The sequence below is a fragment of the Pseudomonas sp. FeS53a genome, assembly GCF_000931385.1.
Lineage (GTDB): Bacteria > Pseudomonadota > Gammaproteobacteria > Pseudomonadales > Pseudomonadaceae > Metapseudomonas > Metapseudomonas otitidis.
Map to the genome: position 1 here is coordinate 112283 of NZ_JYFT01000085.1, position 25123 is coordinate 137405.

The window sequence follows — 25123 nt, forward strand, 5'->3', positions numbered from 1 at the left end:
CGGGCCCGATGGTAAAGCTACAGGTTTGCGCTCAGCGGGGAACCGGGGTCAGCGGCGATCGTCCCAGATGCCGGGTTCCAGCTTGTCCTGGATCTCCGGGTACTGGCTGGCATCGAAGGTCGGCAGCTTGCCGGCCTTGCGCTGGGCGTTGTAGTCCCGGGCCAGCTTGATGGCCAGGTTGGAGAGCAACAGGATGGCGATCAGGTTGGTGATCGCCATCAGCCCCATGGACACGTCCGCCAGGTTCCAGACGAAGGGCAGCGACGCCAGGGCGCCGAACATCACCATCCCCAGCACCGCCAGGCGGAAGACCAGCAGACCGCCCGGGTGGTTGTGCTCGAGGAACACCAGGCAGTTCTCGGCGTAGAAGTAGTTGGCGACGATGGAGGTGAAGGCGAAGAACAGGATGATCACCGCCAGGAAGTACTTGCCCCACAGGCCCACCTGGCTGGTCAGCGCGTTCTGCACCAGCATGATGCCCTCGCCTTCCTGCGGGCCGGCCAGGAGGATGATGGCCGCCGACGCGGTGCAGATCAGCAGGGTGTCGATGAACACACCGGCCATCTGCACGTAGCCCTGGGAGGCCGGGTGCGGCGGATAGGGCGTCGCCGAGGCGGCCGCGTTGGGCGCCGAGCCCATGCCCGCCTCGTTGGAGAACAGGCCACGCTTGAAGCCGTTCATGATCGCCGCGCCAATGCCGCCGGCCGCCGCTTCGTGCCAGCCGAAGGCACTCTTGACGATCATCACCAGGATGCCGGGCAGTTCGCTGGCCTGGGTGATGATCAGCACCACGGCCACCAGCAGGTAGGCGACCGCCATGAAGGGCACCGCCAGCTCGGAGAAGCGGGCAATGGAGCGCAGGCCACCGAAGATGATCAGTGCCGTGATCGCCACCAGGGCGAGGCCGCTGATCCACAGCGGCACGCCGAACGCACCCTGCATGGCGCCGCTGATGGTGTTGGCCTGGACCGAGTTGAAGACGAAGCCGAAGGCCAGGATCAGGAACAGCGAGAACAGCACGCCCATCCAGCGGGCACCGAGGCCTTTCTCCATGTAGTAGGCCGGGCCACCACGGAACTGCCCCTTGTCGTCACGGATCTTGAACAGCTGGGCCAGGGTCGCCTCGACGAAGCCGGTGGCCATGCCGACCATCGCGATCATCCACATCCAGAACACCGCGCCAGGGCCACCCAGGGTGATGGCGACGGCCACACCGGCGACGTTGCCGGTACCGACCCGTGCGGCCAGCGAGGTGCACAGGGCCTGGAAGGAGGAAATGCCGGAATCATCGGCCTGGCGGCTGCCCTTGAGCACGCTGAAGGTGTGCCCGAAGTGGCGGAACTGGATCAGCCCGAGGCGGACGGTGAAGTACAGGCCGCAGCCCACCAGCAGCCAGATCAGGACCTTGCCCCAGATGAAGCCGTTGAGCGAGTTGACCACCAGGTTGGCCATGTCTTGCATGAGGAACTCCTTGGGCCGCTTATGGCGGCACTCAGTGAAACGCTGGAATACCCGGATGAAGTATCGCAGCGGAAAGATGATCTCGCTGGGGCGCCCGGTTGCCGACTGAGAGGCAGCGCATGGCGTCCGCGAAGCCACGCGGGCCTTGAGACGAGATCAGACGATCAGGGTGGCGGATCAGTGCCCGGTTTCGAGCAACTCCCGGACGGGCGCGAACGAACGCCGGTGGATCGCCGTAGGACCGAGGCGTTTCAGCGCCTCGAGGTGCACCGGGGTCGGGTAACCCTTGTGCCCGGCCAGGCCGTAGCCCGGGTAGAGCGCGTCCAGCTCGGCCATTTCACGGTCCCGGGAGACCTTGGCCAGGATGGACGCGGCCGCAATCGCGGGGACTTTCGCATCACCCTGGACAACAGGCGCGCTGGGTACCGCGAGCCTGGGGCAGCGGTTGCCATCGATGAGGGCCAGTTTCGGGGTCACGGAGAGCCCCTCCACCGCACGCTGCATGGCCAGCATGGTGGCGTGCAGGATGTTCAGCTGGTCGATTTCCTCGACCTCGGCCCGGGCGATGCACCAGGCCAGTGCCTTCTCGCGAATCTCATCGAACAGCGCCTCGCGGCGTGCCTCGGAGAGCTTCTTGGAGTCGTTCAGGCCCAGGATCGGGCGGGCCGGGTCGAGGATGACGGCAGCCGTCACCACCGGACCGCACAGCGGGCCGCGACCGACTTCGTCGACGCCTGCCACCAGTTCCTCGACCAGGTCGAAATCCATGCCCATCTGCATCAGCGCGCCTCCGCCAGTTGCAACACCGCCTGGGCGGCTTCTTCGGATGCATCGCGACGCAGGGCGCGATGAATGGTGTCGAAACCCTCGGTCTGCGCCTCGCCGCCGTCGAGCAACGGCGACAGGGTCTGGGCCAGGGCTTCGGGGGTTGCGGCGTCCTGGATCAGCTCCGGCACGAGCAGGCGCTGGGCCAGCAGGTTCGGCAGCGACACATAAGGGCTCTTCACCAGGCGCCGCAGGATCTTGTAGGTGAGTGGCGCCAGCCGGTAGGCCACCACCATCGGGCGCTTGTAGAGCAGCGCCTCCAGGGTGGCGGTGCCGGAAGCGATCAGAACGGCATCGCAGGCGGCCAACGCCTGGTGCGAGCGTCCATCGAGCAGGGTCAGCGGCAGGTCGCGCCCAGCCAGCATCTGCTCCAGCTGCTCACGGCGCGCAGCATTGGCGCACGGCAGTACGAACCGGATTCCGGGACGCAGCGTGCGGAGCTGCTCGGCAGCATCGAGGAACAGCGCACCGAGCTTGCCGACTTCGCCACCCCGGCTACCGGGCATGAGCGCGACGACACTGCCCTCGGCAGGCAGGTCAAGGGCCTGCCGGGCGGCAGCGCGGTCCGCCTCAAGGGGGATGGTGTCCGCCAGCGGATGCCCGACGAAGCGGACCGGCACCTGGTGCTCTTCGTAGAAGCGCGCTTCGAAGGGGAACAGGGTGAGCATGAGGTCGCAGGCGTCGCGGATCTTCAGCACCCGCTTCTGCCGCCACGCCCATACCGAGGGGCTGACGTAGTGCACGGTGCGGATACCCGCCTGACGCAGCTTGAGCTCGACACCCAGGGTGAAATCAGGCGCATCGATGCCGATGAAGACGTCGGGCCGGGCCTCGATCAGGGTACGGATGAGGTGCTTGCGCCGACGGAGCAGTTCGGGAAGGCGTCCGAGCACCTCCACCAGCCCCATCACCGCCAGGCGCTCCATCGGGAAGTAGGAAACCAGCCCCTCGGCCTCCATCAAGGGACCGCCAACGCCGATGAACTCGATATCGGGGCGGTGGGCCTTGAGGGCCTTCATCAGGCCGGAGCCGAGGATGTCACCGGACGCCTCGCCAGCGACCAGCGCGATGCGCAGGGGACGGGCCATGGCTCAGCGGGTGATGCCGCGGGTTGAAGACTGGATGGAGTCGCGGAACACGGCCACCTCGGGGAACTGGGCGGCGGACTCGGCCAATTCGGCCAGGGCCTGCTCGACCGTCAGCCCCTGGCGATAGACCACCTTGTAGGCCCTGCGCAGGGCCTGGATGGCCTCGGCACTGAAGCCACGACGGCGCATGCCCTCGAAGTTCATGCTGCGAGCTTCGGCAGGGTTACCGAAGACGGTAACGTAGGCCGGGACATCCTTGCCGATGGCGGTGCCCATGCCGGAAAAGCTGTGGGCGCCGATGCGGCAGAACTGGTGGACCAGGGTGAAGCCGGAAAGGATCGCCCAGTCGTCGACATGGACATGCCCCGCGAGCGCGGTGTTGTTGACCAGGATGCAGTGGTTGGCGATGACGCTGTCATGCCCGACGTGTACATAGGCCATCAGCAGATTGTGATCGCCGATGGTGGTCTCCGCGCGGTCCTGTATCGTGCCGCGATGGATGGTGACGCCTTCGCGGATCACATTGTGATCGCCGATCACCAGGCGAGTGGGCTCGCCCTTGTACTTCAGGTCGGGGGTGTCCTCCCCGACCGAGGAGAATTGGTAGATGCGGTTGTGCCTACCAATGCGGGTCGGTCCCTTGATGACCACGTGCGGACCGACCACGGTGCCCTCGCCGATTTCCACATCGGGTCCAACGATCGACCAGGGGCCGACCTGAACGCCATCCGCCAGCTTCGCCGACGGATCGATGATGGCGCGAGGGTCAATCAAACTCATAGCTTGCGTTCCGCACAGATGATCTCGGCCGAGCAGACTTCCTTGCCATCGACGTTGGCCTTGCATTCGAACTTCCAGATCCCGCGTTTGACGCTGAGGAATCGCGCCTCGAGGATCAGCTGGTCACCCGGCAGCACTGGCTGGCGGAAACGCAGCTTGTCCGAACCGACAAAGTAGTAGAGGGTGCCGTCGGCCGGCTTGACGTCGAGCATCTTGAAACCAAGGATCCCCGCCGCCTGGGCCATTGCCTCGATGATCAGCACGCCCGGCATGATGGGGTGCTCAGGGAAATGGCCGTTGAAGAATGGCTCGTTGATGCTGACATTCTTGTAGGCGCGAATGCGCTTGCCTTCGATATCCAGGTCCACGACCCGATCCACCAGAAGGAAAGGGTAGCGGTGCGGCAGATATTCGCGAATCTCGTTGATGTCCATCATATTCCTGGAGCCTTGAATGGGGATTTGGGACGCGCGGCGCTGCGCGGGTCACGCATCAGATGAAGCATCCCCGCCCGGGGTCACTGCCGCCAGGCGCTTTTCCAGCTGTTGCAGACGACGCGCCATGTCGTCCAGTTGACGAATCCGGGCGGCGCTCTTCTTCCAGTCCGCTGCTGTCTGCATGGCGGTACCGGAGGAATAGGCACCCGGTTCAGTGATGTTGCGGGTCACCATGGTCATCCCGGTGACGAACACGTTGTCGCACACCTCGATGTGCCCGACCATGCCGACGCCGCCTGCGATCATGCAGTTGCGGCCGATCTTGGTGCTGCCGGAGATGCCCACGCAGCCGGCCATGGCGGTATTGTCACCGACCTGCACGTTGTGGGCGATCATGATCTGGTTATCCAGTTTCACGCCGTTGCCGATGAGCGTGTCGGACAGGGCGCCGCGGTCGATGGTGGTGTTGGCACCAACTTCGACATCGTCACCCAGGGTCACGCCGCCGATCTGGGCGATCTTCTGCCAGACACCCTTTTCCTTGGCGAAGCCGAAGCCTTCACCACCGATCACGGCACCGGACTGGATGACCACGCGCTTGCCGATCTTCACGTCGTGATAGAGGGTCACGCGCGGTGCCAGCCAACCGCCTTCACCGATGACGCTGCGCGCACCGATGACGCTATAGGCACCGATGGTCACGCCTGCCCCGATACGGGCGCCCGACTCGATCACCACCCCCGGCCCGATGCTCGCGCTGGGGTCGACCTGCGCATCCGCTGCAACGACGGCAGACGGGTGGATGCCCGCAGCAGCGACCGGTTTGGGATCGAACAGGTGCGACAGGCGCGCATAGGCCAGGTAGGGGTCCGGCACCACCAGCGCATCCCCCGCAAAGCCTTCGGCATCGCCTGCAGTGAGCAGGACGGCACCAGCACGGGTTTCTGCGAGGAACTTGCGGTACTGGGGGTTGGCCAGGAAGGTCAGTTGATCCGGGCTGGCATCCTGCAGGGTGGCCAGCCCGCTGATCACGCGCGCTTCGTTGCCGCGCACGGCGACACCGAGGCGCTCGGCCAGTTGGCCGAGGGTGTAGGAGACGGCTGTCATGTTCAGCGCAGCTGGTTCATGCGCTCGATGACCTGGCGGGTGATGTCGAACTGAGGCTTCACGTCAATCACGGCACCACGCTCCAGCACCAGGTCATAGGAGCCCTTCTTCAGGACCTCCTCGACGGCCTGGTCCAGCTTCGGCTTGAGCTGCTTGAGCATGTCACGGTCAGCCACGGCCTTGGCTTCGTTCAGTTCCTTGGACTGGAACTGGAAGTCACGGGCCTTCTGCTTGAATTCGAGCTCGAGGCGCTCACGCTCGGCCTGCTGCATCTTCTCGCCTTCCTTGACCAGGCGGTCCTGAATGCGCTTGGCGTCGCTTTCCAGGGTCTTGAGCTTGTTCAACTGGGGACCGAACTTCTTCTCGGCGTCGACGGCGTACTTCTTGGCAGCGTCGGACTCCAGGAGCGCCATTTGGTAGTTCAGTACCGCGATCTTCATTTCGGCGAACGCCGGGGTGGCCATCATGGCCGCGGCTACCAGAACGAGTTGAGTCAACTTACGCACGATGCACTCCTGCAACAAATACTGTTGTCGTCTTGATCAAAACACTTAGAAGGTCTGGCCCAGGGAGAACTGGAACACCTGGGTGTCGGCATTGTCGGGCTTCTTGATCGGCATGCCCAGGCTGAAGCTCAGCGGGCCCAGCGCCGTGATCCAGGTCAAGCCCACACCCACCGAGCTGGCAAGCTCGCCCAGGTTGATGTTGCTGCAGTTCTTCGCCGTGGACGAGCAACTGGTGTCGAACACGTTGCCCACGTCCCAGAACAGCACGGTCCGCAGCTGGCGCTGGTCCTTCACGAACGGCAGCGGGAACAGGTACTCGACGCCGCCCTGCACCAGCACGTTGCCACCGAAGGGCAGCGGATCCTGATCCGGGTCGGCTAGGGTACCAGTGTTACCAGTTACCGCAGCACCACGGCTAGGAGTACTGCGCGGACCAAGGCTGCTGTCCTTGAATCCACGTACGGAGTTGAAGCCACCCGCGAAGTAGTGCTCGTAGAACGGTAGCTCAGACGTGGAGCCATAGCTGTCGCCGTAGCCCAGCTCGGTATGCCAGCGCAGCGCGGTGTTCTGGGTCAGCGGGGTGAAGACCTGACCGCGGTAGTCGAGCTTGTAGAACGACAGGTCACTGCCGGGAATGGTGGTTTCCAGCACCAGGCTCTGGGAATGGCCACGGGTTGCCATCACGCCCTTGTTCAGGGTGGACTCGGACCAGCCGATCGATCCCTTGAAGTTCAGGTACTTGTCACCTTCTTTCTTGATGAAGTTGAAGATCTCGTCGACGGTGTAGCGGCCGGTGCCGATCTCGTCCTGCTGTACGGTCAGACCGAAGGTCAGGCGGGACGTCTCGCTGATCGGGTAGCCGACGCTCACACCACCACCCAGGCTATCCACGGAGTAGCTGGAAACGTCCACATCCAGCTTGTTGTAGTCAGTGGTGCGGTAGAAGGCGTTGTAGCCCAGGCTGACGCCATCGACGGTCCAGTAGGGGTCGACGAAGCCGAAGTTGTAGCGGGTCTGGTACTCGGAGCGGGTCAGGCCGATGCTGACCTTGTTACCGGTACCGAGGAAGTTGTTCTGGCTGATGGAGCCGCCCAGGATCAGGCCCGCGCTCTGGGCGAAGCCCACGCTGGCGGTGATGGAGCCGGAAGGCTGCTCTTCGACGGTGTAGTTCACGTCTACCTGGTCATCGGTACCCGGCACCTGCGGGGTCTCGACGTTCACTTCCTTGAAGAAGCCCAGGCGCTCGAGGCGGGTCTTGGACTGGTCGATAAGGTAGGTCGACGCCCAGCCCCCTTCCATCTGGCGCATTTCACGGCGCAGCACCTGGTCTTCGGTCTTGGTGTTGCCACGGAAGTTGATGCGGTTGACGTAGGCACGCTTGCCCGGGTCGACGGCGAAGGTCACGGAGACGGTGTGGTCTTCGTCGTGGGTCTGGGGGATGCCGTTGACGTTGGCGAAGGTATAGCCCTCGTTGCCCAGGCGACGGGTGATCAGCTCGGACGTGGTGGTCATCACCTTGCGGGAGAACACCTGCCCTTCCTTGACCAGCAGCAGCGCCTTCACTTCCTCCTCGGGCACCTTGAGGTCGCCGGAGAGCTTCACGTCGCGAATGGTGTATTTCTGGCCTTCATCGACGTTGACGGTGATGTAGACGTGCTTCTTGTCGGGGGTGATGGACACCTGGGTGGAGGAGATGTCCATGTTGATGTAGCCGCGGTCCAGGTAGTAGGAGCGCAGGCGCTCCAGGTCACCAGAGAGTTTCTCGCGGGCGTACTTGTCGTCGTTCTTGAAGAAGGACAGCCAGTTGGTGGTCTTCAGCTCGAACAGGTTGATCAGGTCTTCGTCGGGGAACACGGTGTTGCCGACGACGTTGATGTGCTGGATCGCAGCGACCGTACCTTCGTTGATGTTGATCTTCAGCGCGACACGGTTGCGCGGCTGGGGAATCACGTCGGCCTCGATCTCCGCGGAGTAACGACCCTGGGCCACGTACTGGCGCTGCAGCTCGTTACGCACACCCTCGAGGGTCGCACGCTGGAAGATTTCACCCTCGGAGAGGCCGGACTGCTTGAGGCCCTTCAGCAGGTCTTCGGTACTGATGGCCTTGTTGCCCTCGATCTCGATGCTGGAGATGGACGGACGTTCGACTACGCTGATGACCAGTACACCGCCGTCGCGGCCGAGCTGGATGTCCTGGAAGAAACCGGTCTTGAACAAGGCACGGGTGGCTTCGACCAGGCGGCGATCATCAGCCTGGTCGCCTACGTTCAGCGGCAGGGCGCCGAAGACGCTGCCTGCGGATACACGCTGCAGGCCGTTGACGCGGATGTCGGATATGGTGAAGGACTCGGCGTGAACTTTGCCGATCATGAGTGCGGCAAACACCGCGGTTAGCAGCAGGCGTTTCATGAAGTCCTTTTTTTCCAACTGATAATAAGGAATCTGCCGCATAGGGCGGCAGATCCGGAATTCAGTGACGCGTTACAGCCGGCTCAGGTCGTTCACCAAGGCCAATAGCATGACCCCGACGACCAGACTGATACCGATCTGTACCCCCCAAGCTTGCACCCGTTCTGACAATGGCCGGCCACGCGCCCATTCGATCAGGTAGAACAGCAGGTGCCCCCCGTCCAGGACGGGAACTGGCAGTAGATTGAGAACCCCCAGGCTTATGCTCAGGTAGGCCAGGAAATTCAGGAAATCCCCCACGCCCGACTGGGCCGAAGCGCCCGCCACTTTAGCAATGGTTATCGGCCCGCTCAAGTTTTTTACCGAGAGCTCGCCGAGCAACATTTTCTTTAGGGAATCCAGAGTTAGCAGACTCATGGACCAGGTGCGTGCCGCCGCCTCGGCGACCGCATCCAGCGGCCCGAAAGCCACTTCGCGCAGCATCTCCGGCGGCCAGTCGACCGGCTTGACGCCTACGCCCATGAAGCCGCGGCGCGCCTCGCCTTCCCCGGCACTGCCCAGGGTGATGGAGACGTCGGCCACCTGCCCGGCACGCTCATAGCGGACAAGAACCGCCTGACCAGCACGGGGGCGGACGTAGTCCACCAGTTGCTGCCAGTCGTCCAGACGAACATTGTCCAGCGCGAGAATGCGATCCCCCACCTGCAGCCCGGCGGCCTTGCCGGGGCCGTCAGGCACCTCGCCTACCACAGGCGGCAAGGCCGGGCGCCACGGCGTGATGCCGAGCGAGCCGATGGTGTCAGGCTCTTCGGCCCCCTTGAGCCAGTTGTCGAGCCGCAACTGCACGGACGTATCCACAGTCGAGCCAGCCTCGCGAACCTGCACATCCAAGGTCCCGGACTCGCCCAGACGGCGCACGAGCTGGAGATTGACGCCGCCCCAGCCGGTCACTGCCTTGCCGTCCACCGAGACGATTTCCTGCCCGGGCACCAGGCCGGCACGCGCCGCGATGCTGTCCGGCGCTACGGCACCGATCACCGGGCGAACCTGCTGGCTACCCAGCATGGCCAGCACCCAGAAGAACACCAGCGCCAGGATGAAGTTGGCCACCGGCCCTGCCGCAACGATGGCGATGCGCTGGCCGACACTCTTGCGATTAAAGGTTTGACCGAGCTGTTCGGGCGGAATCTCGACGTCGGTCTCGCGCTCGTCGAGCATCTTGACGTAGCCGCCCAAGGGGATGGCCGCGATGACGAACTCAGTGCCATGGCGATCATGCCAACGCACCAGCGGCGTACCGAAGCCGACCGAGAATCGCAGCACCTTGACGCCACAGCGGCGCGCCACCCAGAAGTGACCGAACTCGTGGAAAGTCACCAGCACCCCGAGTGCCACCAGGGTGCCCACGAACATGTAGAGCGCGTTCATCGAACCACCTTCGGGCTCAGCGCCCGTTCCGTACCAGCCATTGCTGAGCCGCTGCACGAGCGCGGGCGTCCGCCTCGACCACGGCGTCGAGCGATTCGACCGCCAGCGCCGCCTCTCGGTTCAGCACCTGGTCGATGATACTCGCGATCTCGGTGAAGCGAATCCGCCGCCCAAGGAAGGCCGCAACGGCAACTTCGTTGGCAGCATTGAGCATGGCCGGTGCACTGCCACCCGCCTCGGCCGCCTGACGAGCCAGGCGCAGGCAGGGAAAGCGCCCCTCATCGGGCTCCTGGAAATCGAGCCGACCGACACGGAAAAGATCGAGCGGCGCGACACCGGAATCCACCCGCTCCGGCCATGCCAGCGCATGAGCGATCGGGGTCCGCATGTCGGGGTTACCGAGCTGTGCCAGCACCGAACCATCGACGTAGTCGACGAGGGAATGAATGACGCTCTGCGGGTGGATCACCACCTCGACCTGGGACGGCGCCGCATCGAACAGCCAGCAGGCCTCGATCAACTCCAACCCCTTGTTCATCATGCTGGCCGAATCGACGGAGATCTTCCGCCCCATGGACCAGTTGGGATGGGCGCACGCCTGCTCCGGCGTGACATTGGCCAGCGCGTCCAGAGGCGTCTCGCGGAAAGGGCCTCCCGAGGCCGTGAGCAGGATGCGCCGCACACCGACCTGTGCAAGGCCACGCCCGTAGTCCCCGGGCAGGCACTGGAAGATCGCATTGTGCTCGCTGTCGATCGGCAGCAGCACCGCACCATGGCGGCGCACTGCCTGGATGAACAGTGCGCCGGACATGACCAGCGCCTCCTTGTTGGCCAGCAGTACACGCTTGCCTGCCTCGACCGCCGCCAGGGTCGGACGCAACCCTGCCGCACCGACAATGGCGGCCATCACCGCGTCCACGTCCGGATGCGCGGCGATCTCACACAGTCCCGCTTCTCCCGACAGCACACGGGTGTCGAGACCGGCACTAATCAGCACGTCCTGCAGGACGCGCGCGGCCGATACATCGGGTACCACCGCGAAACGCGGTCGATGCCGGATGCACAGGGCTTGCAGCTCCGTCAGGCGGGAAAAGCCGCTGATGGCGAAGACTTCATAACGCTGGGGATGGCGGGCGATCACATCCAGGGTGCTGAGCCCGATGGAGCCCGTGCCCCCCAGCACTGAAACGCGCAGAGGACGACTCACAATGCGCCCCAGCCCGCGACCCACAACAGGGTGGCGAACACCGGAATGGCAGCGGTGAGGCTGTCGATGCGATCCAGCACGCCGCCATGGCCAGGCAGCAGGTTGCTGCTGTCCTTGATACCGGACTGGCGCTTGAACATGCTCTCGGTCAGGTCACCCACCACCGAGATCAGCACCACCACTGCCGCACCCAGTAGCCCCAGCACGAGCTCACCGCCTGACCAGCCGCGGTAGAGGCCCACACACAACGTGATGAGGAGGCAGGTGACGAGCCCACCGATCAGCCCCTCCCAGCTCTTGCCAGGGCTCACCGCCGGGGCCAGCTTGCGCTTGCCGAAGGTCTTGCCGGAGAAGTAGGCACCGATGTCAGCAGCCCAGACCAGCACCATCACCGCAAGGATGAGCAGGTTCGCCAGCGGCCACTGCTTGAACAGCACCAGCCCTTGCCAGGCCGGCAGCAGGATCAGCAGACCGATCACCCACTTGCTGGCCTGGGCCCGCCAATGGCGGCTGCTTTCGGGGTAGCCCAGCACCAGGACGGTGGCAGCCCCCCACCAGAGCACACCCAGCAGCAGGACCAGCGGCGCCAACGCCGGCAATTGATAAAGGGCCAGCAGCGCCACGGCGACGACAGCGGCATAGCCGACACGGACGCCCTGGGACTCATGTCCTGCCAGGCGCGCCCACTCCCAGGCCCCAAGCGTCACCACGGCGCCGATGAACAGCGCAAAGGCCGCACCATCCAGGAGGAAGAAGCCCCCAAGGGCGATCGGCAGCAGCACCAGGGCAGTGATGATTCGTTGCTTGAGCATCAGGGACGGGCCTCGGCCTCTATTTGTTCACTGGTCTTGCCGAAGCGGCGCTGGCGCGTGGCGAAGTCCGCCAGGGCCTTGCGCATAGCGTCGTGCTTGAAGTCGGGCCAGAACAGGTCGGAGAAATAAAGCTCGGCGTATGCCAGCTGCCAGAGCAGGAAATTGCTGATGCGGTGCTCGCCACCGGTGCGGATGCACAGGTCGGGAAGCGGCAGGTCACCCGTTGCCAGGCAGTTCTGCAAGAGCCCGGGCGTGATCTCGTCCACCTGGAGGTGGCCGGCCTGGACTTCACGCGCAAGCCGTTGGGCAGCCTGGGTGATATCCCATTGCCCACCGTAGTTGGCGGCGATCTGCAGGGTGAAACGATTGTGCCCCGCTGTCAGCAGCTCGGCCTCGCGCATGGCGGCCTGCAGCTCAGGGTGAAAGCGGGAACGGTCGCCAATGATGCGCAGGCGGATACCGTTGTCGTTGAGTCGCCGCGCCTCGCGCCGCAAGGCACCGAGGAACAGCTCCATGAGCGCACTGACCTCGTCGGCCGGGCGCTGCCAGTTCTCACTGGAGAAGGCGAACAGGGTGAGCACATCCACCCCTGCATCCGCGCAGACCTCGATGACTGCACGGACCGCGTCGACACCGGCCTTGTGGCCGGCGACGCCGGGGAGCAGGCGCTTCTTGGCCCAGCGATTGTTGCCATCCATGATGATCGCCACATGCCGCGGGACCGCTGGAGAAACGCCTTTCTTTTCCATTTCAGAACGCCGTCAGACCGCCATCAGGTCGGCTTCTTTGGCCTCCAGGGCCTTGTCGATCTCGCCAACGTACTTGTCGGTGAGCTTCTGGACCTCATCAGCAGCACGACGCTCTTCGTCTTCGCTGATTTCCTTTTCCTTCACCAGGTCCTTCAGCTGGGCGAGCGCATCACGACGGATGTTGCGCACGGCCACGCGGGAGTTCTCGGCTTCGGCACGGGCCTGCTTGGTGTAGCCCTTGCGGGTTTCCTCGGTCAGGGCCGGCATGGGAACGCGGATGGTGGTACCGGCGGTGGCCGGGTTCAGGCCCAGGTCGGAGGTCATGATGGCCTTCTCGACCGCCTGGATCATGCTCTTGTCGAACACGGTCAGGGCCAGGGTGCGGGAGTCCTCGGCCACCACGTTGGCGACCTGGCGCAGAGGAGTATCGGCGCCGTAGTAGGAGACCATCACGCTGTCCAGGATGCTCGGGTGAGCGCGGCCGGTGCGGATTTTGGCGAAGGCGTGATCCAGGGCCTCCAGGGTTTTCTTCATGCGCTCCTGCGCGTCCTTCTTGATCTCGTTGATCATTGTTCGCCCTCCTCGATCAGGGTTCCTTCGGCGCCACCCACCACGATGTTCAGCAGGGCACCGGGCTTGTTCATGTTGAAGACCCGCAGCGGCATCTGCTGGTCACGGCACAGGCAGATGGCGGTCAGGTCCATCACCCCCAGCTTGCGATCCAGCACCTCGTCGTAGGTCAGGCGCTCGAACTTCTCGGCATTGGGGTCCTTGAAGGGATCGGCAGTGTACACGCCATCCACCTTGGTCGCCTTCAGCACGACGTCGGCGTCGATCTCGATGGCCCGCAGGCAGGCAGCCGAGTCGGTGGTGAAGAAGGGGTTGCCGGTGCCGGCGGAGAAGATCACCACTTCGCCACTCTTGAGGTGGCGCATCGCCTTGCGGCGGTCGTAATGATCGGTCACGCCGACCATGGAGATGGCCGACATCACCAGCGCGGGAATGTTGGAGCGCTCCAGGGCATCGCGCATGGCCAGGCCGTTCATCACGGTGGCGAGCATGCCCATGTGGTCGCCGGTCACCCGGTCCATGCCGGCCGCACTCAGGGCCGCACCACGGAACAGGTTGCCGCCACCGATCACCAGGCCGACCTGTACACCGATGCCGACCAGTTGACCGATCTCCAGCGCCATGCGGTCCAGGACCTTCGGATCGATGCCGAACTCCTCGGACCCCATCAGCGCTTCGCCGCTGAGTTTGAGCAGAATGCGTTTATAGCGAGGTTGACGACCACTCACCTGCTGAGCCATTACGAGTCTCTCCTGCGGCGTTTTTCGAATTCATGGGCCAGAGGCCCGATACGCGGGGCATGGCGCTGGCCATGCCGATGGCGAACGCCAGGCGCACGCCACGGAACCTGCCCCAAATGGGTTCCCCAGTTTGACGAAGAGGCCGCGCGCGTGAGCGGGCAGCCTCTTGCGGGGCGACAGCCGAGGCCGTCTTATTGCTGGGTGGCAGCGACCTGGGCAGCTACTTCGGCAGCGAAGTCCACTTCCACCTTCTCGATGCCCTCGCCCACTTCGAAGCGAACAAAGGAAACGATTTCGGCACCGGCTTTCTTGGCCAGCTCACCAACCTTGACTTCCGGATCCTTGACGAACGGCTGCTCGACCAGGCTGGCTTCGGCCAGGAACTTGGAGATACGGCCTTTGACCATGTTCTCCACGATGTTCTCCGGCTTGCCGGCGATCTTGTCGGCGTTCAGGGCCAGGAAGATTTCCTTTTCCTTGGCGATGGCTTCTTCGGAAACCTCGGAAGCGTTCAGGAACTGCGGGTTGCTGGCAGCGACGTGCATGGCGATGTCTTTGGCCAGCTCGACGTTGCCGCCCTTCAGGTTCACCAGAACACCGATGCGGTGGCCGTGCAGGTAGGCACCTACTACGTCACCCTCGACACGGGCCAGACGACGGATGTTGACGTTCTCGCCGGTCTTGGCAACCAGGGCCAGGCGGGCCTCTTCGCGGGAGGCGACCAGCGGAGCAGCGTCGGTCAGCTTCTCGTTGTAGGCCTGCTCGACGGAGGCGGCAACGAAGGCCTTGAAGTCGTCCTGCAGAGCCAGGAAGTCGGTCTGGGAGTTGACTTCGATGATGACGGCAGCCTTGTTGTCGTCGGCAACCTTGACCGCGATGGAGCCTTCGGCAGCGATGTTGCCGGACTTCTTGGCGGCCTTGATGGCGCCAGCGGCGCGCATGTCGTCGATGGCCTTCTCGATGTCGCCGTCAGCGGCGGTCAGGGCCTTCTTGCAATCCATCATGCCCAGGCCGGTACGCTCGCGCAGTTCTTTCACCAGGGCTGCAGTAATCTCTGCCATGTCGCAATCCTCTTGAATAGGTTTTCAACCATTCAGCCCGGCAACCCGGGCAAACAATTCTGTGAGGTGGCAAAAAGGGGGCCTAGCCCCCTTCCTGCGCACCGGGTAACGCTGGAGCGCTCCGAAATCAGCCTTCGGCTGCCTCGGAAGCGGCTTCCTCGACGAACTCGTCCGGACCGCCAGCGGCGTTCTGACGGCCGCGGATGACGGCGTCGGCCATGGCAGCCAGGTACAGCTGAACGGCGCGGATGGCGTCGTCGTTACCGGGGATGACGTAGTCAACGCCTTCCGGGCTGCTGTTGGTATCGACAACGCCGATGACCGGGATGCCCAGCTTGTTGGCTTCGGTGATGGCGATACGCTCGTGGTCGACATCGATCACGAACAGAGCATCCGGCAGACCGCCCATGTCCTTGATACCACCCAGGCTACGCTCGAGCTTCTCGAGGTCGCGGGTGCGCATCAGGGCTTCTTTCTTGGTCAGCTTGGCGAAGGTGCCGTCCTGGGCCTGGGTTTCCAGGTCGCGCAGGCGCTTGATGGACTGACGGATGGTCTTGTAGTTGGTCAGCATGCCGCCCAGCCAGCGGTGATCGACGTACGGGGAGCCGCAACGAGCAGCTTCTTCGCGGACGATCTTGCCAGCGGAACGCTTGGTGCCGACGAACAGGATCTTGTTCTTGCCTGCAGCCAGCTTCTCAACGAAGGACAGGGCCTCGTTGAACATCGGCAGGGTTTTTTCCAGGTTGATGATGTGGATCTTGTTGCGCGCACCGAAAATGTACTTGCCCATTTTCGGGTTCCAGTAACGGGTCTGGTGGCCGAAGTGCACACCGGCCTTCAGCATGTCGCGCATGTTGACTTGGGACATCTCAATTCCTCGATAAGTCGGGTTAGGCCTCCACGTATCCCGATATCCAACCCTTGCGGGCACCCAGGAGACCGTGTCGATACGTGTGTGGGTTTGAGCCTTGCGGGCACCACTGCCCGTAAAGCGGCGCGTTTTATAGCATAAAAAGTGGCGGCAAGCTACATGAAACCGGCAAGCCGGACAGGGCGCGCCGCGCCCTCGCGGCTTCTGGCTTGCCGCTCGAAGCTGATAAGATTGCCGTCTTCATACGGATACGCCTGAGAACCGCCATGACCGTCACCATCAAGACCGCCGACGAAATCGAGAAAATGCGCGTGGCAGGCCGCCTGGCCGCCGAAGTGCTGGAGATGATCGGCGAGCACGTCAAGCCCGGGGTGACCACCGAAGAGCTCGACCGCATCTGCCACGACTACATCGTCAACGTCCAGAAGGCGATTCCCGCCCCGCTGAACTACAAGGGCTTCCCCAAGTCCATCTGCACCTCCATCAACCACGTCGTCTGCCACGGCATCCCCAACGAGAAGCCGCTGAAGGATGGCGACACCCTGAACATCGACGTGACCGTCATCAAGGACGGCTACCACGGCGACACCAGCCGCATGTTCCACGTCGGCAAGGTGCCGGTCTGGGCCGAGCGCCTGTCCCAGGTGACCCAGGAGTGCATGTACAAGGCCATCGAACTGGTCAAGCCGGGCTGCCGCCTGGGCGACATCGGCGAGGTGATCCAGAAGCATGCCGAGAAGAACGGCTTCTCGGTGGTCCGCGAGTTCTGCGGCCATGGCATCGGCGCCGTGTTCCACGAAGAGCCCCAGGTCCTGCACTACGGCCGTGCCGGCACCGGCATGGAGCTGAAGGAAGGCATGACCTTCACCATCGAGCCGATGATCAACCAGGGCCGCCCCGAGACCAAGGTGCTGGGCGACGGCTGGACCGCCATCACCAAGGACCGCAAGCTCTCCGCCCAGTGGGAGCACACCATCCTGGTGACCGCCGACGGCTACGAGATCCTCACCCTGCGCAGCGACGACACCCTGCCGCGCACCGCCCCCTGATCGTCCCCTCTATATAAGGAAGGCCGTAGATGCCGCAGGTTGATCCCGAGCTTTTCGACCGCGGCCAGTTCCAGGCCGAACTGGCGCTGAAGTCCAGCCCCATCGCCGCGTTCAAGAAGGCCATCCGCCAGGCCAAGGATGTACTCGACGCCCGTTTCGCCAACGGCCGGGACATCCGCCGCCTGGTCGAGGACCGCGCCTGGTTCGTCGACCAGATCCTGCGTGAGGCCTGGGCCCGCTTCGACTGGAGCGAAGACGCCGACATCGCCCTGCTGGCGGTCGGTGGCTACGGCCGGGGCGAACTGCACCCCTACTCCGACATCGACCTGCTGATCCTGCTGGACAGCGCCGACCACGAGACCTTCCGCGAACCGATCGAAGGCTTCCTCACCCTGCTCTGGGACATAGGCCTGGAAGTCGGCCAGAGCGTGCGCTCCGTCGACGAATGCGCCGAAGAGGCCCGCGCCGACCTCACCGTCGTCACCAACCTGATGGAAAGCCGCACCATCGCCGGGCCGGAATCCCTGCGCCGGCGCATGCAGGAGGTCACCAGCCCGGAACGGATGTGGCCCAGCAAGGACTTCTTCCTCGCCAAGCGCCAAGAGCAGAAGGCCCGCCACGCCAAGTACAACGACACCGAGTACAACCTCGAGCCCAACGTGAAGGGCTCCCCCGGCGGCCTGCGCGACATCCAGACCATCCTCTGGGTCGCCCGCCGCCAGTTCGGCAGCCTCAACCTGCACGCCCTGGTCAAGGAAGGGTTCCTCGTGGAGAGCGAATGCAGCATGCTCGCCTCCAGCCAGGAGTTCCTCTGGAAGGTCCGCTACGCCCTGCACATGCTCGCCGGCCGCGCCGAAGACCGCCTGCTGTTCGACCACCAGCGCAAGCTCGCCGGGCTGCTCGGCTTCCACGGTAGCGACGCCAAGCAGGCCATCGAACACTTCATGCAGAAGTACTACCGCGTGGTCATGGCCGTCGCCGAACTCAGCGACCTGATCAACCAGCACTTCGAAGAGGTCATCCTGCGCAGCGGCGAGAACGCAGTCGCCCAGCCGCTCAACAGCCGCTTCCAGCTGCGTGACGGCTACATCGAGGTGGCCCACCCCAACGTCTTCAAGCGCACCCCCTTCGCCCTCATGGAGATCTTCGTGCTGATGGCCCAGCACCCGGAGATCAAGGGCGTGCGCGCCGACACCATCCGCCTCTTGCGTGACAGCCGCCACCTGATCGACGACGACTTCCGCAGCGACATCCGCAACACCAGCCTGTTCATCGAGCTGTGCAAGTCACCCCAGGGCATCCACCGCAACCTGCGCCGCATGAACCGCTACGGCATCCTCGGGCGCTACCTGCCCGAGTTCGGCCACATCATCGGGCAGATGCAGCACGACCTCTTCCACATCTATACGGTCGACGCCCACACCCTCAACCTCATCAAGCACCTGCGCAAGCTCAAGTGGCCGGAGCTGGCGGAGAAATTCCCCCTCGCCAGCAAGGTCATCGACAAGCTGCCCAAGCCCGAGCTGATCTACATCGCCGGGCTCTACCACGACATCGGCAAGGGCCGCGGTGGCGACCACTCAGAACTGGGCGCCATCGACGCCGAGGCCTTCTGCGCCCGCCACCAACTGCCGGCCTGGGACTCGCGCCTGGTGGCCTGGCTGGTGCAGAACCACCTGGTGATGTCCACCACCGCCCAGCGCAAGGACCTCTCCGACCCGCAGGTGATCCTCGACTTCGCCCGCCTGGTGGGCGACCAGACGCACCTCGACTACCTCTACGTGCTCACCGTGGCCGACATCAACGCCACCAACCCGAGCCTGTGGAACTCCTGGCGCGCCAGCCTGCTGCGCCAGCTCTACACCGAGACCAAGCGCGCCCTGCGCCGCGGCCTGGAGAACCCCCTGGACCGCGAAGAGCAGATCCGCCAGACCCAGGTCGCCGCCATCGACATCCTCGTGCGCAACGGCATCGACCAGGACGACGCCGAACAGCTCTGGGCCCAGCTCGGCGACGACTACTTCCTGCGCCACACCGCCAACGACGTGGCCTGGCACACCGAAGCCATCCTCCAGCACCCGGACGGCAACGACCCGCTGGTGCTGATCAAGGAAACCGCCCAGCGCGAGTTCGAAGGCGCCACCCAGATCTTCATCTACGCCCCCGACCAGCACGACTTCTTCGCCGTGACCGTTGCCGCGATGAGCCAGCTCAACCTGAACATCCACGACGCGCGGATCATCACCTCCACCAGCCAGTTCACCCTCGACACCTACATCGTGCTGGACACCGCCGGCGGCTCCATCGGCAACGACCCGGCACGCATCCAGGAAATCCGCGAGGGCCTGATCGACGCGCTGAAGAACCCCGACGAGTACCCGGCCATCATCCAGCGCCGCGTCCCGCGCCAGCTCAAGCACTTCGCCTTCCCGCCGGAGGTCACCATCTCCAACGACGCCCAGCGTCCGGTGACCGTGCTGGAAGTGATCGCCCCCGACCGCCCCGGCCTGCTGGCGCGCATCGGGCGCATCTTCCTCGACTTCGACCTGTCGCTGCAGAACGCCAAGATCGCCACCCTCGGCGAACGGGTGGAGGACGTCTTCTTCATCACCGATGCCGACAACCAGCCGCTGTCCGACCCCGAGCTCTGCCAGCGCCTGCAGGCGGCCATCGTCTCCCAGCTCTCCGAGGCCAGTGGCCAGAACGCCCAGCTCGGCCGCATCAGCATCTGACGCGCCCGACCGCACCACCAGGAACCGCACATGAACGACGCCCTGAACCAGCTGCAGCCCTACCCCTTCGAAAAACTCCGCGCCCTGCTCGCCGGCGCCCAGCCCCCGGCCGACCGCGCGCCCATCGCCCTCTCCATCGGCGAACCCAAGCACCGCTCCCCGGACTTCGTCGCCAAGGCCCTGGCCGACAACCTCGACCAGCTCGCCGTCTACCCCACCACCCTGGGCATCCCCGCCCTGCGCGAAGCCATCGCCGCCTGGTGCGAGCGCCGCTTCAAGGTGCCTGCCGGCTGGCTCGATGCCACGCGCCACGTGCTGCCGGTCAACGGCACCCGCGAAGCGCTGTTCGCCTTCACCCAGGCCGTGGTCAACCGCGCCGACAACGGCCTGGTGGTCAGCCCGAACCCCTTCTATCAGATCTACGAAGGCGCAGCCCTGCTGGCCGGAGCCGAACCCCACTACCTGCCCTGCGAGGCGGAAAACGGCTTCAACCCCGACTTCGACGCCGTGCCGGTCGAGGTGTGGAAACGCTGCCAGATCCTCTTCCTCTGCTCCCCGGGCAACCCCACCGGCGCCCTGGTACCGGTGGAGCAATTGAAGAAGCTGATCGCCCTGGCCGACGAGCATGACTTCGTCATCGCCGCCGACGAGTGCTACAGCGAGCTGTACTTCGACGAAGCCAACCCGCCGGCCGGCCTGCTCACCGCCTGCGCCGAGCTGGGCCGCAGCGACTTCGCACGCTGCGTGGTGTTTCACAGCCTGTCCAAGCGCTCCAACCTGCCGGGCCTGCGCTCCGGCTTCGTCGCCGGTGACGCCGCCATCCTCAAGGCCTTCCTGCTGTACCGCACCTACCACGGTTGCGCCATGCCCGTGCAGACCCAGCTGGCCAGCGTCGCCGCCTGGAACGACGAGGCCCACGTACGCGCCAACCGCGACCTGTACCGCGAGAAGTACGACGCCGTGCTCGACATCCTCGGCGGCGTGCTCGACGTGCAGCGCCCGGACGGCGGCTTCTACCTCTGGGCCAAGACCCCGGTGGACGACACGACCTTCACCCGCGAACTCTTCGCCCGCGAGCACGTCACCGTGGTGCCCGGCTCCTACCTCTCCCGCGAAGTGAATGGCATCAACCCGGGCGCCGGCCGCGTGCGCATGGCCCTGGTCGCCCCGCTGGCCGAGTGCGTCGAAGCCGCCGAACGCATCCGCCGCTTCGTCCGCAGCCTCTGACCGGACTGCCCGGTCATCAACCGGGCCAATGTCACAAAGCGGGACATCCGGGCTTGCCTCCAGGCGCCCGGCCCTCGACTATCCGAGCGTTCATCCAGGGACGGATGGGCAAGCAGCCCCGGCAGATGCCGGGTGCAGCCACCATGGAACGGGAGTCAGCATGAAAGTCTTCGAAGTCACCATCACCGTCGGCGGCGCGGTCGGCCACATCATCATCGGCGGCGGCATCTTCAACGCCAAGGTGCGCGACACCAGCAACAACCGCACCTCGCTCTACACCATCTACATGGCCGGCATCGGCGTCGGCCTGCCCGCCTTCCGCGCCACCTCCAGCACCTTCCGTTTCACCGATGACGACAGCAAGTCCTCCGACAGCTTCGAGGGCTACGGCTACATGGGCGGCGTCTCCGTGGAGGCCGGTGCCGGCGTCAAGATCGGCGGCGGCATCAAGATCCCCAACGGCCCGCTGATCCCCACCACCGTTTCCACCGACTACGGCGGCGTTGACATCAGCGTGTCCCACAACGTCACCCGCTGGGCGCTGTGAAGGAGGCTGCATGGACCTCGCACTCAGACTGATCATCGCCGCGCTGTTCCTGGCCCTGGCGCTCTACCTGCTGCTGCGCCCGGCCCAGGCCGGCGCCGCGCTGGCGCGGTTCTACGGGCGCTACCCGCTGGTGCGCCTGGCACCGACCGAGCAGCTCGCCTCGCGCCCCGCCCTGCTGCGCCTGCTGGGGCTGGGTATGGCTGTGCTGGGCGCCGCTGCCCTGCTCCTGTAGCACGCTCCCACGCGGCGCCGGGCGTGGCATAATCGCCGACCGACGCCGCGCGGCCCCTCGCCGCGCGCCCCATGGCCCACCGCGAACCGAGCTGCTCAATGACCATTACCCTCTATGGCATCAAGGCCTGCGACACCATGAAGAAAGCCCGCACCTGGCTCGACGAGCAGGGCGTGAGCTACGCCTTCCACGACTACAAGACCGCCGCCATCGACCGCGCCAGCCTGAAGAAATGGTGCGACGAACACGGCTGGGAGACCGTGCTGAACCGCGCCGGTACCACCTTCCGCAAGCTCGACGATGTGCAGAAGGCCGACCTCGACCAGGCCAAGGCCATCGACCTGATGCTGGCCCAGCCCTCGATGATCAAGCGCCCGGTGCTCGACCTCGGTGACCGCACCCTGGTCGGCTTCAAGCCGGACCTCTACGCCGCCGCGCTCAAGTAACCCCGAACACCGAACGGACGTCCGACAGCCAGGCACGCGACCGGCAGCGGGCGTCCGAACCACCCTTTCAGAACGAGGAATGTCCATGTCCCACGCACTCTTCAGCATCGCCTTCGGCGTTGGCACCCAGAACCGCCAGGGCAACTGGCTGGAAGTCTTCTACGCACAGCCGCTGCTCAAGCCCACCGAAGCACTGGTCGCCGCCGTGGCCCCGCTGCTCGGCTACACCGGCGGCAACCAGGCCATCACCCTCAGCAACACCCAGGCCGCTGACCTGGCCAGCGCCCTGAAAGAGATCGACGCCACCCAGGCCGCCCTGCTGACCCGCCTGGCCGAGAGCCACAAGCCGCTGGTCGCCACCTTGCTGGCCGAAGATGCCGCGCTGACCTCCACCCCCGAGGCCTACCTCAAGCTGCACCTGCTCTCCCACCGCCTGGTCAAGCCCCACGGCCTGAACCTCACCGGTATCTTCCCGCTGCTGCCCAACGTGGCCTGGACCAGCGAAGGCGCCGTAGACCTGGCCGAACTGGCCGAGCGCCAGCTGGAAGCCCGCCTGAAGGGCAACCTGCTGGAAGTCTTCTCCGTGGACAAGTTCCCGAAAATGACCGACTACGTCGTCCCCGCCGGCGTGCGCATCGCCGACAGCGCCCGCGTACGCCTGGGCGCCTACATCGGTGAAGGCACCACCGTGATGCACGAAGGCTTCGTCAACTTCAACGGCGGCACCGAAGGCCCAGGCATGATCGAAGGCCGCGTCTCCGCAGGCGTCTTCGTCGGCAAAGGCTCCGACTTGGGCGGCGGCTGCTCCACCATGGGCACCCTCTCCGGTGGCGGCAACATCGTCATCTCCGTGGGTGAAGGCTGCCTGATCGGCGCCAACGCCGGCATCGGCATCCCGCTGGGCGACCGCAACATCGTCGAAGCCGGCCTGTACATCACCGCCGGCACCAAGGTCGCCCTGCTGGACGACCAGAACGCCCTGGTGAAAGTGGTCAAGGCCCGCGACCTGGCCGGCCAGCCCGACCTGCTGTTCCGTCGCAACTCGCAGAACGGTGCCGTCGAGTGCAAGACCAACAAGACAGCCATTGAGCTGAACGAAGCCCTCCACGCCCACAACTAAGCTGCACAGGGAAGCCGGCGTCGGACGCTCCACAGCCTCCGGCACCGGCTTTTCACTTCCCGCCGTCCGGCTTCAGGCCCATCGTCATGCTCCCATCTCCCTGGCGCTCCGACTTCCCCGCCCTCTCGGCCCTCGACGCCGAGGGCCAGACCTACCTGGACAGCGCCGCCACCTCGCAGAAGCCCCAGGTGGTGCTGGATGCGCTGCTCGGCTACTACGCCAGCGGTGCCGCCAACGTGCACCGGGCCCAGCACCTGCCGGGCGAGCGCGCCACCCGCGCCTTCGAAGGCAGCCGCACCCGCGTTGCCCAGTGGCTGAATGCCGAGCATCCGGCGCAGATCGTCTTCACCCGGGGTACTACCGAAGCGCTCAACCTCCTGGCGTACGGGCTGGAGCAGCAGTTCCGACCGGGCGAGCGCATCGCCGTCAGCGCCCTGGAACACCACGCCAACCTCCTGCCCTGGCAGCAACTGGCACGCCGACGCCAGCTCGAACTGGTGGTGCTGCCGCTGGATGCACGGGGTGACATCGACCTCGACCAGGCCCGCCAGCTGATCGACTCGCGCACGCGCCTGCTGGCCGTCAGCCAGCTGTCCAACGTGCTCGGCCGCTGGCAGCCCCTCGGCGAGTTGCTGGCCATGGCCCGTCAGCAAGGCGCGCTGACCGTGGTGGATGGCGCCCAGGGAATAGTCCATGGCCGCCATGACGTGCAGGCCCTGGGCTGCGACTTCTACGTGTTCTCCGGGCACAAGCTCTACGGCCCGGAAGGCGTCGGCGTGCTCCACGGTCGCACCGAGGCCCTGGCCCGCCTGGCCCATTGGCAGTTCGGCGGCGAGATGGTGCGCCGTGCGGGCTACCACGATGCCGACTTCCACGACGCCCCGCTGGGCTTCGAGGCCGGCACCCCGGCGATTGCCTCGGTGATCGGCCTCGGCGCCGCGCTGGACTACCTCGGCAGCCTCGACGCCGCAGCGGTCAGCGCCCACGAGACGGTGCTCCACGCCAAGCTGATGGCCGGCCTCGCCGCCCGCGACGGCGTGCGCCTGGTGGGCGAGCCCCAGGTGGCGCTGGCCTGCTTCAGCGTCGATGGCGTGCACAACGCCGACCTCGCCCACCTGCTCACCGAACAGGGCATCGCCGTGCGCGCCGGTCACCACTGCGCCATGCCGCTGTACCAGGGGCTCGGGCTCAGCGGCGCGATCCGCGTATCCCTCGGCCTCTACAACGACGGCGCTGACGTGGAGCGCTTCCTCTCAGCCCTGGACAAGGCCCTGGAGCTGCTGCGATGAACCTTCCCCCGCAAGCCACCGAAGCCCTGGCAGCCTTCGGCGCCGCCGGCAGCTGGGAACAGTGCGCGCGCCTGCTGATGCAATGGGGTGAACGCCTGGAGCCCCTGAGCGACGCCGAGCGCAGCGAAGCCAACCGCGTGCACGGCTGCGAAAGCCAAGTCTGGCTGGTGGAGGAGATAAAGGAAGGGCGCCGCCACTTCCGCGCCGCCAGCGATGCGCGGCTGATCCGCGGCCTGCTGGCCGTGCTGCTGGCGCGGGTCCAGGGCCTGGCGCCTGAGGAACTGGCCACGCTGGACCTCAGCGACTGGTTCACTCAGCTCGGCCTCTCCCGCCAGCTCTCACCATCCCGCACCAACGGCCTCAACGCCGTGCTCGACAGGATGCGCAAGGCCGCACCGTGAAAGGCGGGTTAATGAATCCGCTCGCGCCT

Annotated in this window: 25 protein-coding genes; 9 read left to right on the forward strand and 16 right to left on the reverse strand. The window is 65.2% G+C overall.

The window, feature by feature from the left end:
* Positions 1–48 precede the first annotated feature (48 nt).
* The 16 genes from SZ55_RS26765 to rpsB form a co-directional block, all read right to left on the reverse strand.
* Positions 49–1461 (reverse strand): alanine/glycine:cation symporter family protein, encoded by a 1413-nt coding sequence (locus tag SZ55_RS26765; protein ID WP_044414349.1) that lies wholly within the window; start codon positions 1459–1461, stop codon positions 49–51.
* Positions 1462–1638: 177 nt separating this feature from the next.
* Positions 1639–2241, reverse strand: a complete 603-nt coding sequence (gene rnhB / locus SZ55_RS26770; RefSeq protein WP_044414351.1) for a ribonuclease HII — start codon at positions 2239–2241, stop codon at positions 1639–1641.
* The gene (gene lpxB / locus SZ55_RS26775) at positions 2241–3374 is read right to left on the reverse strand and encodes a lipid-A-disaccharide synthase (protein WP_044414353.1); all 1134 of its coding nucleotides are present in this window, start codon (positions 3372–3374) and stop codon (positions 2241–2243) included. Before lpxB ends, rnhB begins: the two co-directional genes overlap by 1 nt.
* Before the next feature lie 3 nt (positions 3375–3377).
* Positions 3378–4154, reverse strand: a complete 777-nt coding sequence (gene lpxA / locus SZ55_RS26780) for an acyl-ACP--UDP-N-acetylglucosamine O-acyltransferase (protein WP_044414356.1) — start codon at positions 4152–4154, stop codon at positions 3378–3380.
* On the reverse strand, positions 4151–4591 hold the full coding sequence (fabZ, locus tag SZ55_RS26785; RefSeq protein ID WP_044414358.1) for a 3-hydroxyacyl-ACP dehydratase FabZ: 441 nt from the start codon (positions 4589–4591) through the stop codon (positions 4151–4153). The genes lpxA and fabZ overlap by 4 nt, the downstream gene beginning before the upstream one ends.
* 48 nt (positions 4592–4639) lie before the next feature.
* The gene (gene lpxD, locus SZ55_RS26790) at positions 4640–5698 is read right to left on the reverse strand and encodes a UDP-3-O-(3-hydroxymyristoyl)glucosamine N-acyltransferase (protein ID WP_044414361.1); all 1059 of its coding nucleotides are present in this window, start codon (positions 5696–5698) and stop codon (positions 4640–4642) included.
* A gap of 2 nt (positions 5699–5700) precedes the next feature.
* On the reverse strand, positions 5701–6204 hold the full coding sequence (locus SZ55_RS26795) for an OmpH family outer membrane protein (protein ID WP_044414364.1): 504 nt from the start codon (positions 6202–6204) through the stop codon (positions 5701–5703).
* A 45-nt stretch (positions 6205–6249) separates the two neighbouring features.
* Positions 6250–8613, reverse strand: a complete 2364-nt coding sequence (gene bamA, locus SZ55_RS26800; protein ID WP_044414368.1) for an outer membrane protein assembly factor BamA — start codon at positions 8611–8613, stop codon at positions 6250–6252.
* A gap of 72 nt (positions 8614–8685) precedes the next feature.
* Positions 8686–10041, reverse strand: coding sequence for an RIP metalloprotease RseP (rseP, locus tag SZ55_RS26805; RefSeq protein WP_044414371.1), 1356 nt, complete (start codon positions 10039–10041; stop codon positions 8686–8688).
* Between the two features lie 16 nt (positions 10042–10057).
* Positions 10058–11248: a 1-deoxy-D-xylulose-5-phosphate reductoisomerase gene (gene ispC / locus SZ55_RS26810; protein WP_044414467.1), complete on the reverse strand. Its 1191-nt coding sequence runs from the start codon at positions 11246–11248 to the stop codon at positions 10058–10060.
* The gene (locus SZ55_RS26815) at positions 11245–12060 is read right to left on the reverse strand and encodes a phosphatidate cytidylyltransferase (protein ID WP_044414373.1); all 816 of its coding nucleotides are present in this window, start codon (positions 12058–12060) and stop codon (positions 11245–11247) included. Before SZ55_RS26815 ends, ispC begins: the two co-directional genes overlap by 4 nt.
* Positions 12060–12809 (reverse strand): polyprenyl diphosphate synthase, encoded by a 750-nt coding sequence (gene uppS / locus SZ55_RS26820; protein ID WP_044414376.1) that lies wholly within the window; start codon positions 12807–12809, stop codon positions 12060–12062. The genes SZ55_RS26815 and uppS overlap by 1 nt, the downstream gene beginning before the upstream one ends.
* A 12-nt stretch (positions 12810–12821) precedes the next feature.
* Entirely contained in the window at positions 12822–13379 is a 558-nt protein-coding gene (gene frr / locus SZ55_RS26825) for a ribosome recycling factor (protein ID WP_044414379.1), read from the reverse strand.
* The gene (gene pyrH, locus SZ55_RS26830; protein WP_044414381.1) at positions 13376–14119 is read right to left on the reverse strand and encodes a UMP kinase; all 744 of its coding nucleotides are present in this window, start codon (positions 14117–14119) and stop codon (positions 13376–13378) included. Before pyrH ends, frr begins: the two co-directional genes overlap by 4 nt.
* 191 nt (positions 14120–14310) lie before the next feature.
* Positions 14311–15180, reverse strand: coding sequence for a translation elongation factor Ts (gene tsf / locus SZ55_RS26835; RefSeq protein WP_044414384.1), 870 nt, complete (start codon positions 15178–15180; stop codon positions 14311–14313).
* A 127-nt stretch (positions 15181–15307) separates the two neighbouring features.
* Positions 15308–16048 carry a 30S ribosomal protein S2 gene (gene rpsB / locus SZ55_RS26840; RefSeq protein ID WP_044414387.1) on the reverse strand — a complete coding sequence of 247 codons (741 nt, stop codon included), beginning with the start codon at positions 16046–16048 and terminating at the stop codon, positions 15308–15310.
* A 269-nt stretch (positions 16049–16317) separates the two neighbouring features.
* Here rpsB and map point away from each other — a divergent pair, with 269 nt between their 5' ends.
* The 9 genes from map to SZ55_RS26885 all read left to right on the forward strand — a co-directional run bounded on the left by map (position 16318) and on the right by SZ55_RS26885 (position 25094).
* Positions 16318–17100 (forward strand): type I methionyl aminopeptidase, encoded by a 783-nt coding sequence (gene map, locus SZ55_RS26845; protein WP_044414390.1) that lies wholly within the window; start codon positions 16318–16320, stop codon positions 17098–17100.
* 29 nt (positions 17101–17129) lie between these two features.
* On the forward strand, positions 17130–19832 hold the full coding sequence (locus SZ55_RS26850; RefSeq protein ID WP_044414391.1) for a [protein-PII] uridylyltransferase: 2703 nt from the start codon (positions 17130–17132) through the stop codon (positions 19830–19832).
* Positions 19833–19862: 30 nt separating this feature from the next.
* Entirely contained in the window at positions 19863–21059 is a 1197-nt protein-coding gene (dapC, locus tag SZ55_RS26855; protein ID WP_044414392.1) for a succinyldiaminopimelate transaminase, read from the forward strand.
* A gap of 160 nt (positions 21060–21219) precedes the next feature.
* Positions 21220–21606, forward strand: a complete 387-nt coding sequence (locus SZ55_RS26860; protein ID WP_044414394.1) for a hypothetical protein — start codon at positions 21220–21222, stop codon at positions 21604–21606.
* A gap of 10 nt (positions 21607–21616) precedes the next feature.
* Positions 21617–21838 (forward strand): hypothetical protein, encoded by a 222-nt coding sequence (locus SZ55_RS26865; protein WP_044414396.1) that lies wholly within the window; start codon positions 21617–21619, stop codon positions 21836–21838.
* A 98-nt stretch (positions 21839–21936) separates the two neighbouring features.
* Positions 21937–22284, forward strand: coding sequence for an ArsC family reductase (locus SZ55_RS26870; RefSeq protein WP_044414397.1), 348 nt, complete (start codon positions 21937–21939; stop codon positions 22282–22284).
* 85 nt (positions 22285–22369) lie between these two features.
* A complete protein-coding gene (gene dapD / locus SZ55_RS26875) occupies positions 22370–23404 on the forward strand; it encodes a 2,3,4,5-tetrahydropyridine-2,6-dicarboxylate N-succinyltransferase (protein WP_044414400.1) in 1035 nt (344 codons plus the stop codon).
* Between the two features lie 86 nt (positions 23405–23490).
* Positions 23491–24693: an aminotransferase class V-fold PLP-dependent enzyme gene (locus SZ55_RS26880; RefSeq protein WP_044414402.1), complete on the forward strand. Its 1203-nt coding sequence runs from the start codon at positions 23491–23493 to the stop codon at positions 24691–24693.
* Positions 24690–25094, forward strand: coding sequence for a SufE family protein (locus SZ55_RS26885; RefSeq protein WP_044414404.1), 405 nt, complete (start codon positions 24690–24692; stop codon positions 25092–25094). Before SZ55_RS26880 ends, SZ55_RS26885 begins: the two co-directional genes overlap by 4 nt.
* Positions 25095–25123: the final 29 nt, after the last annotated feature.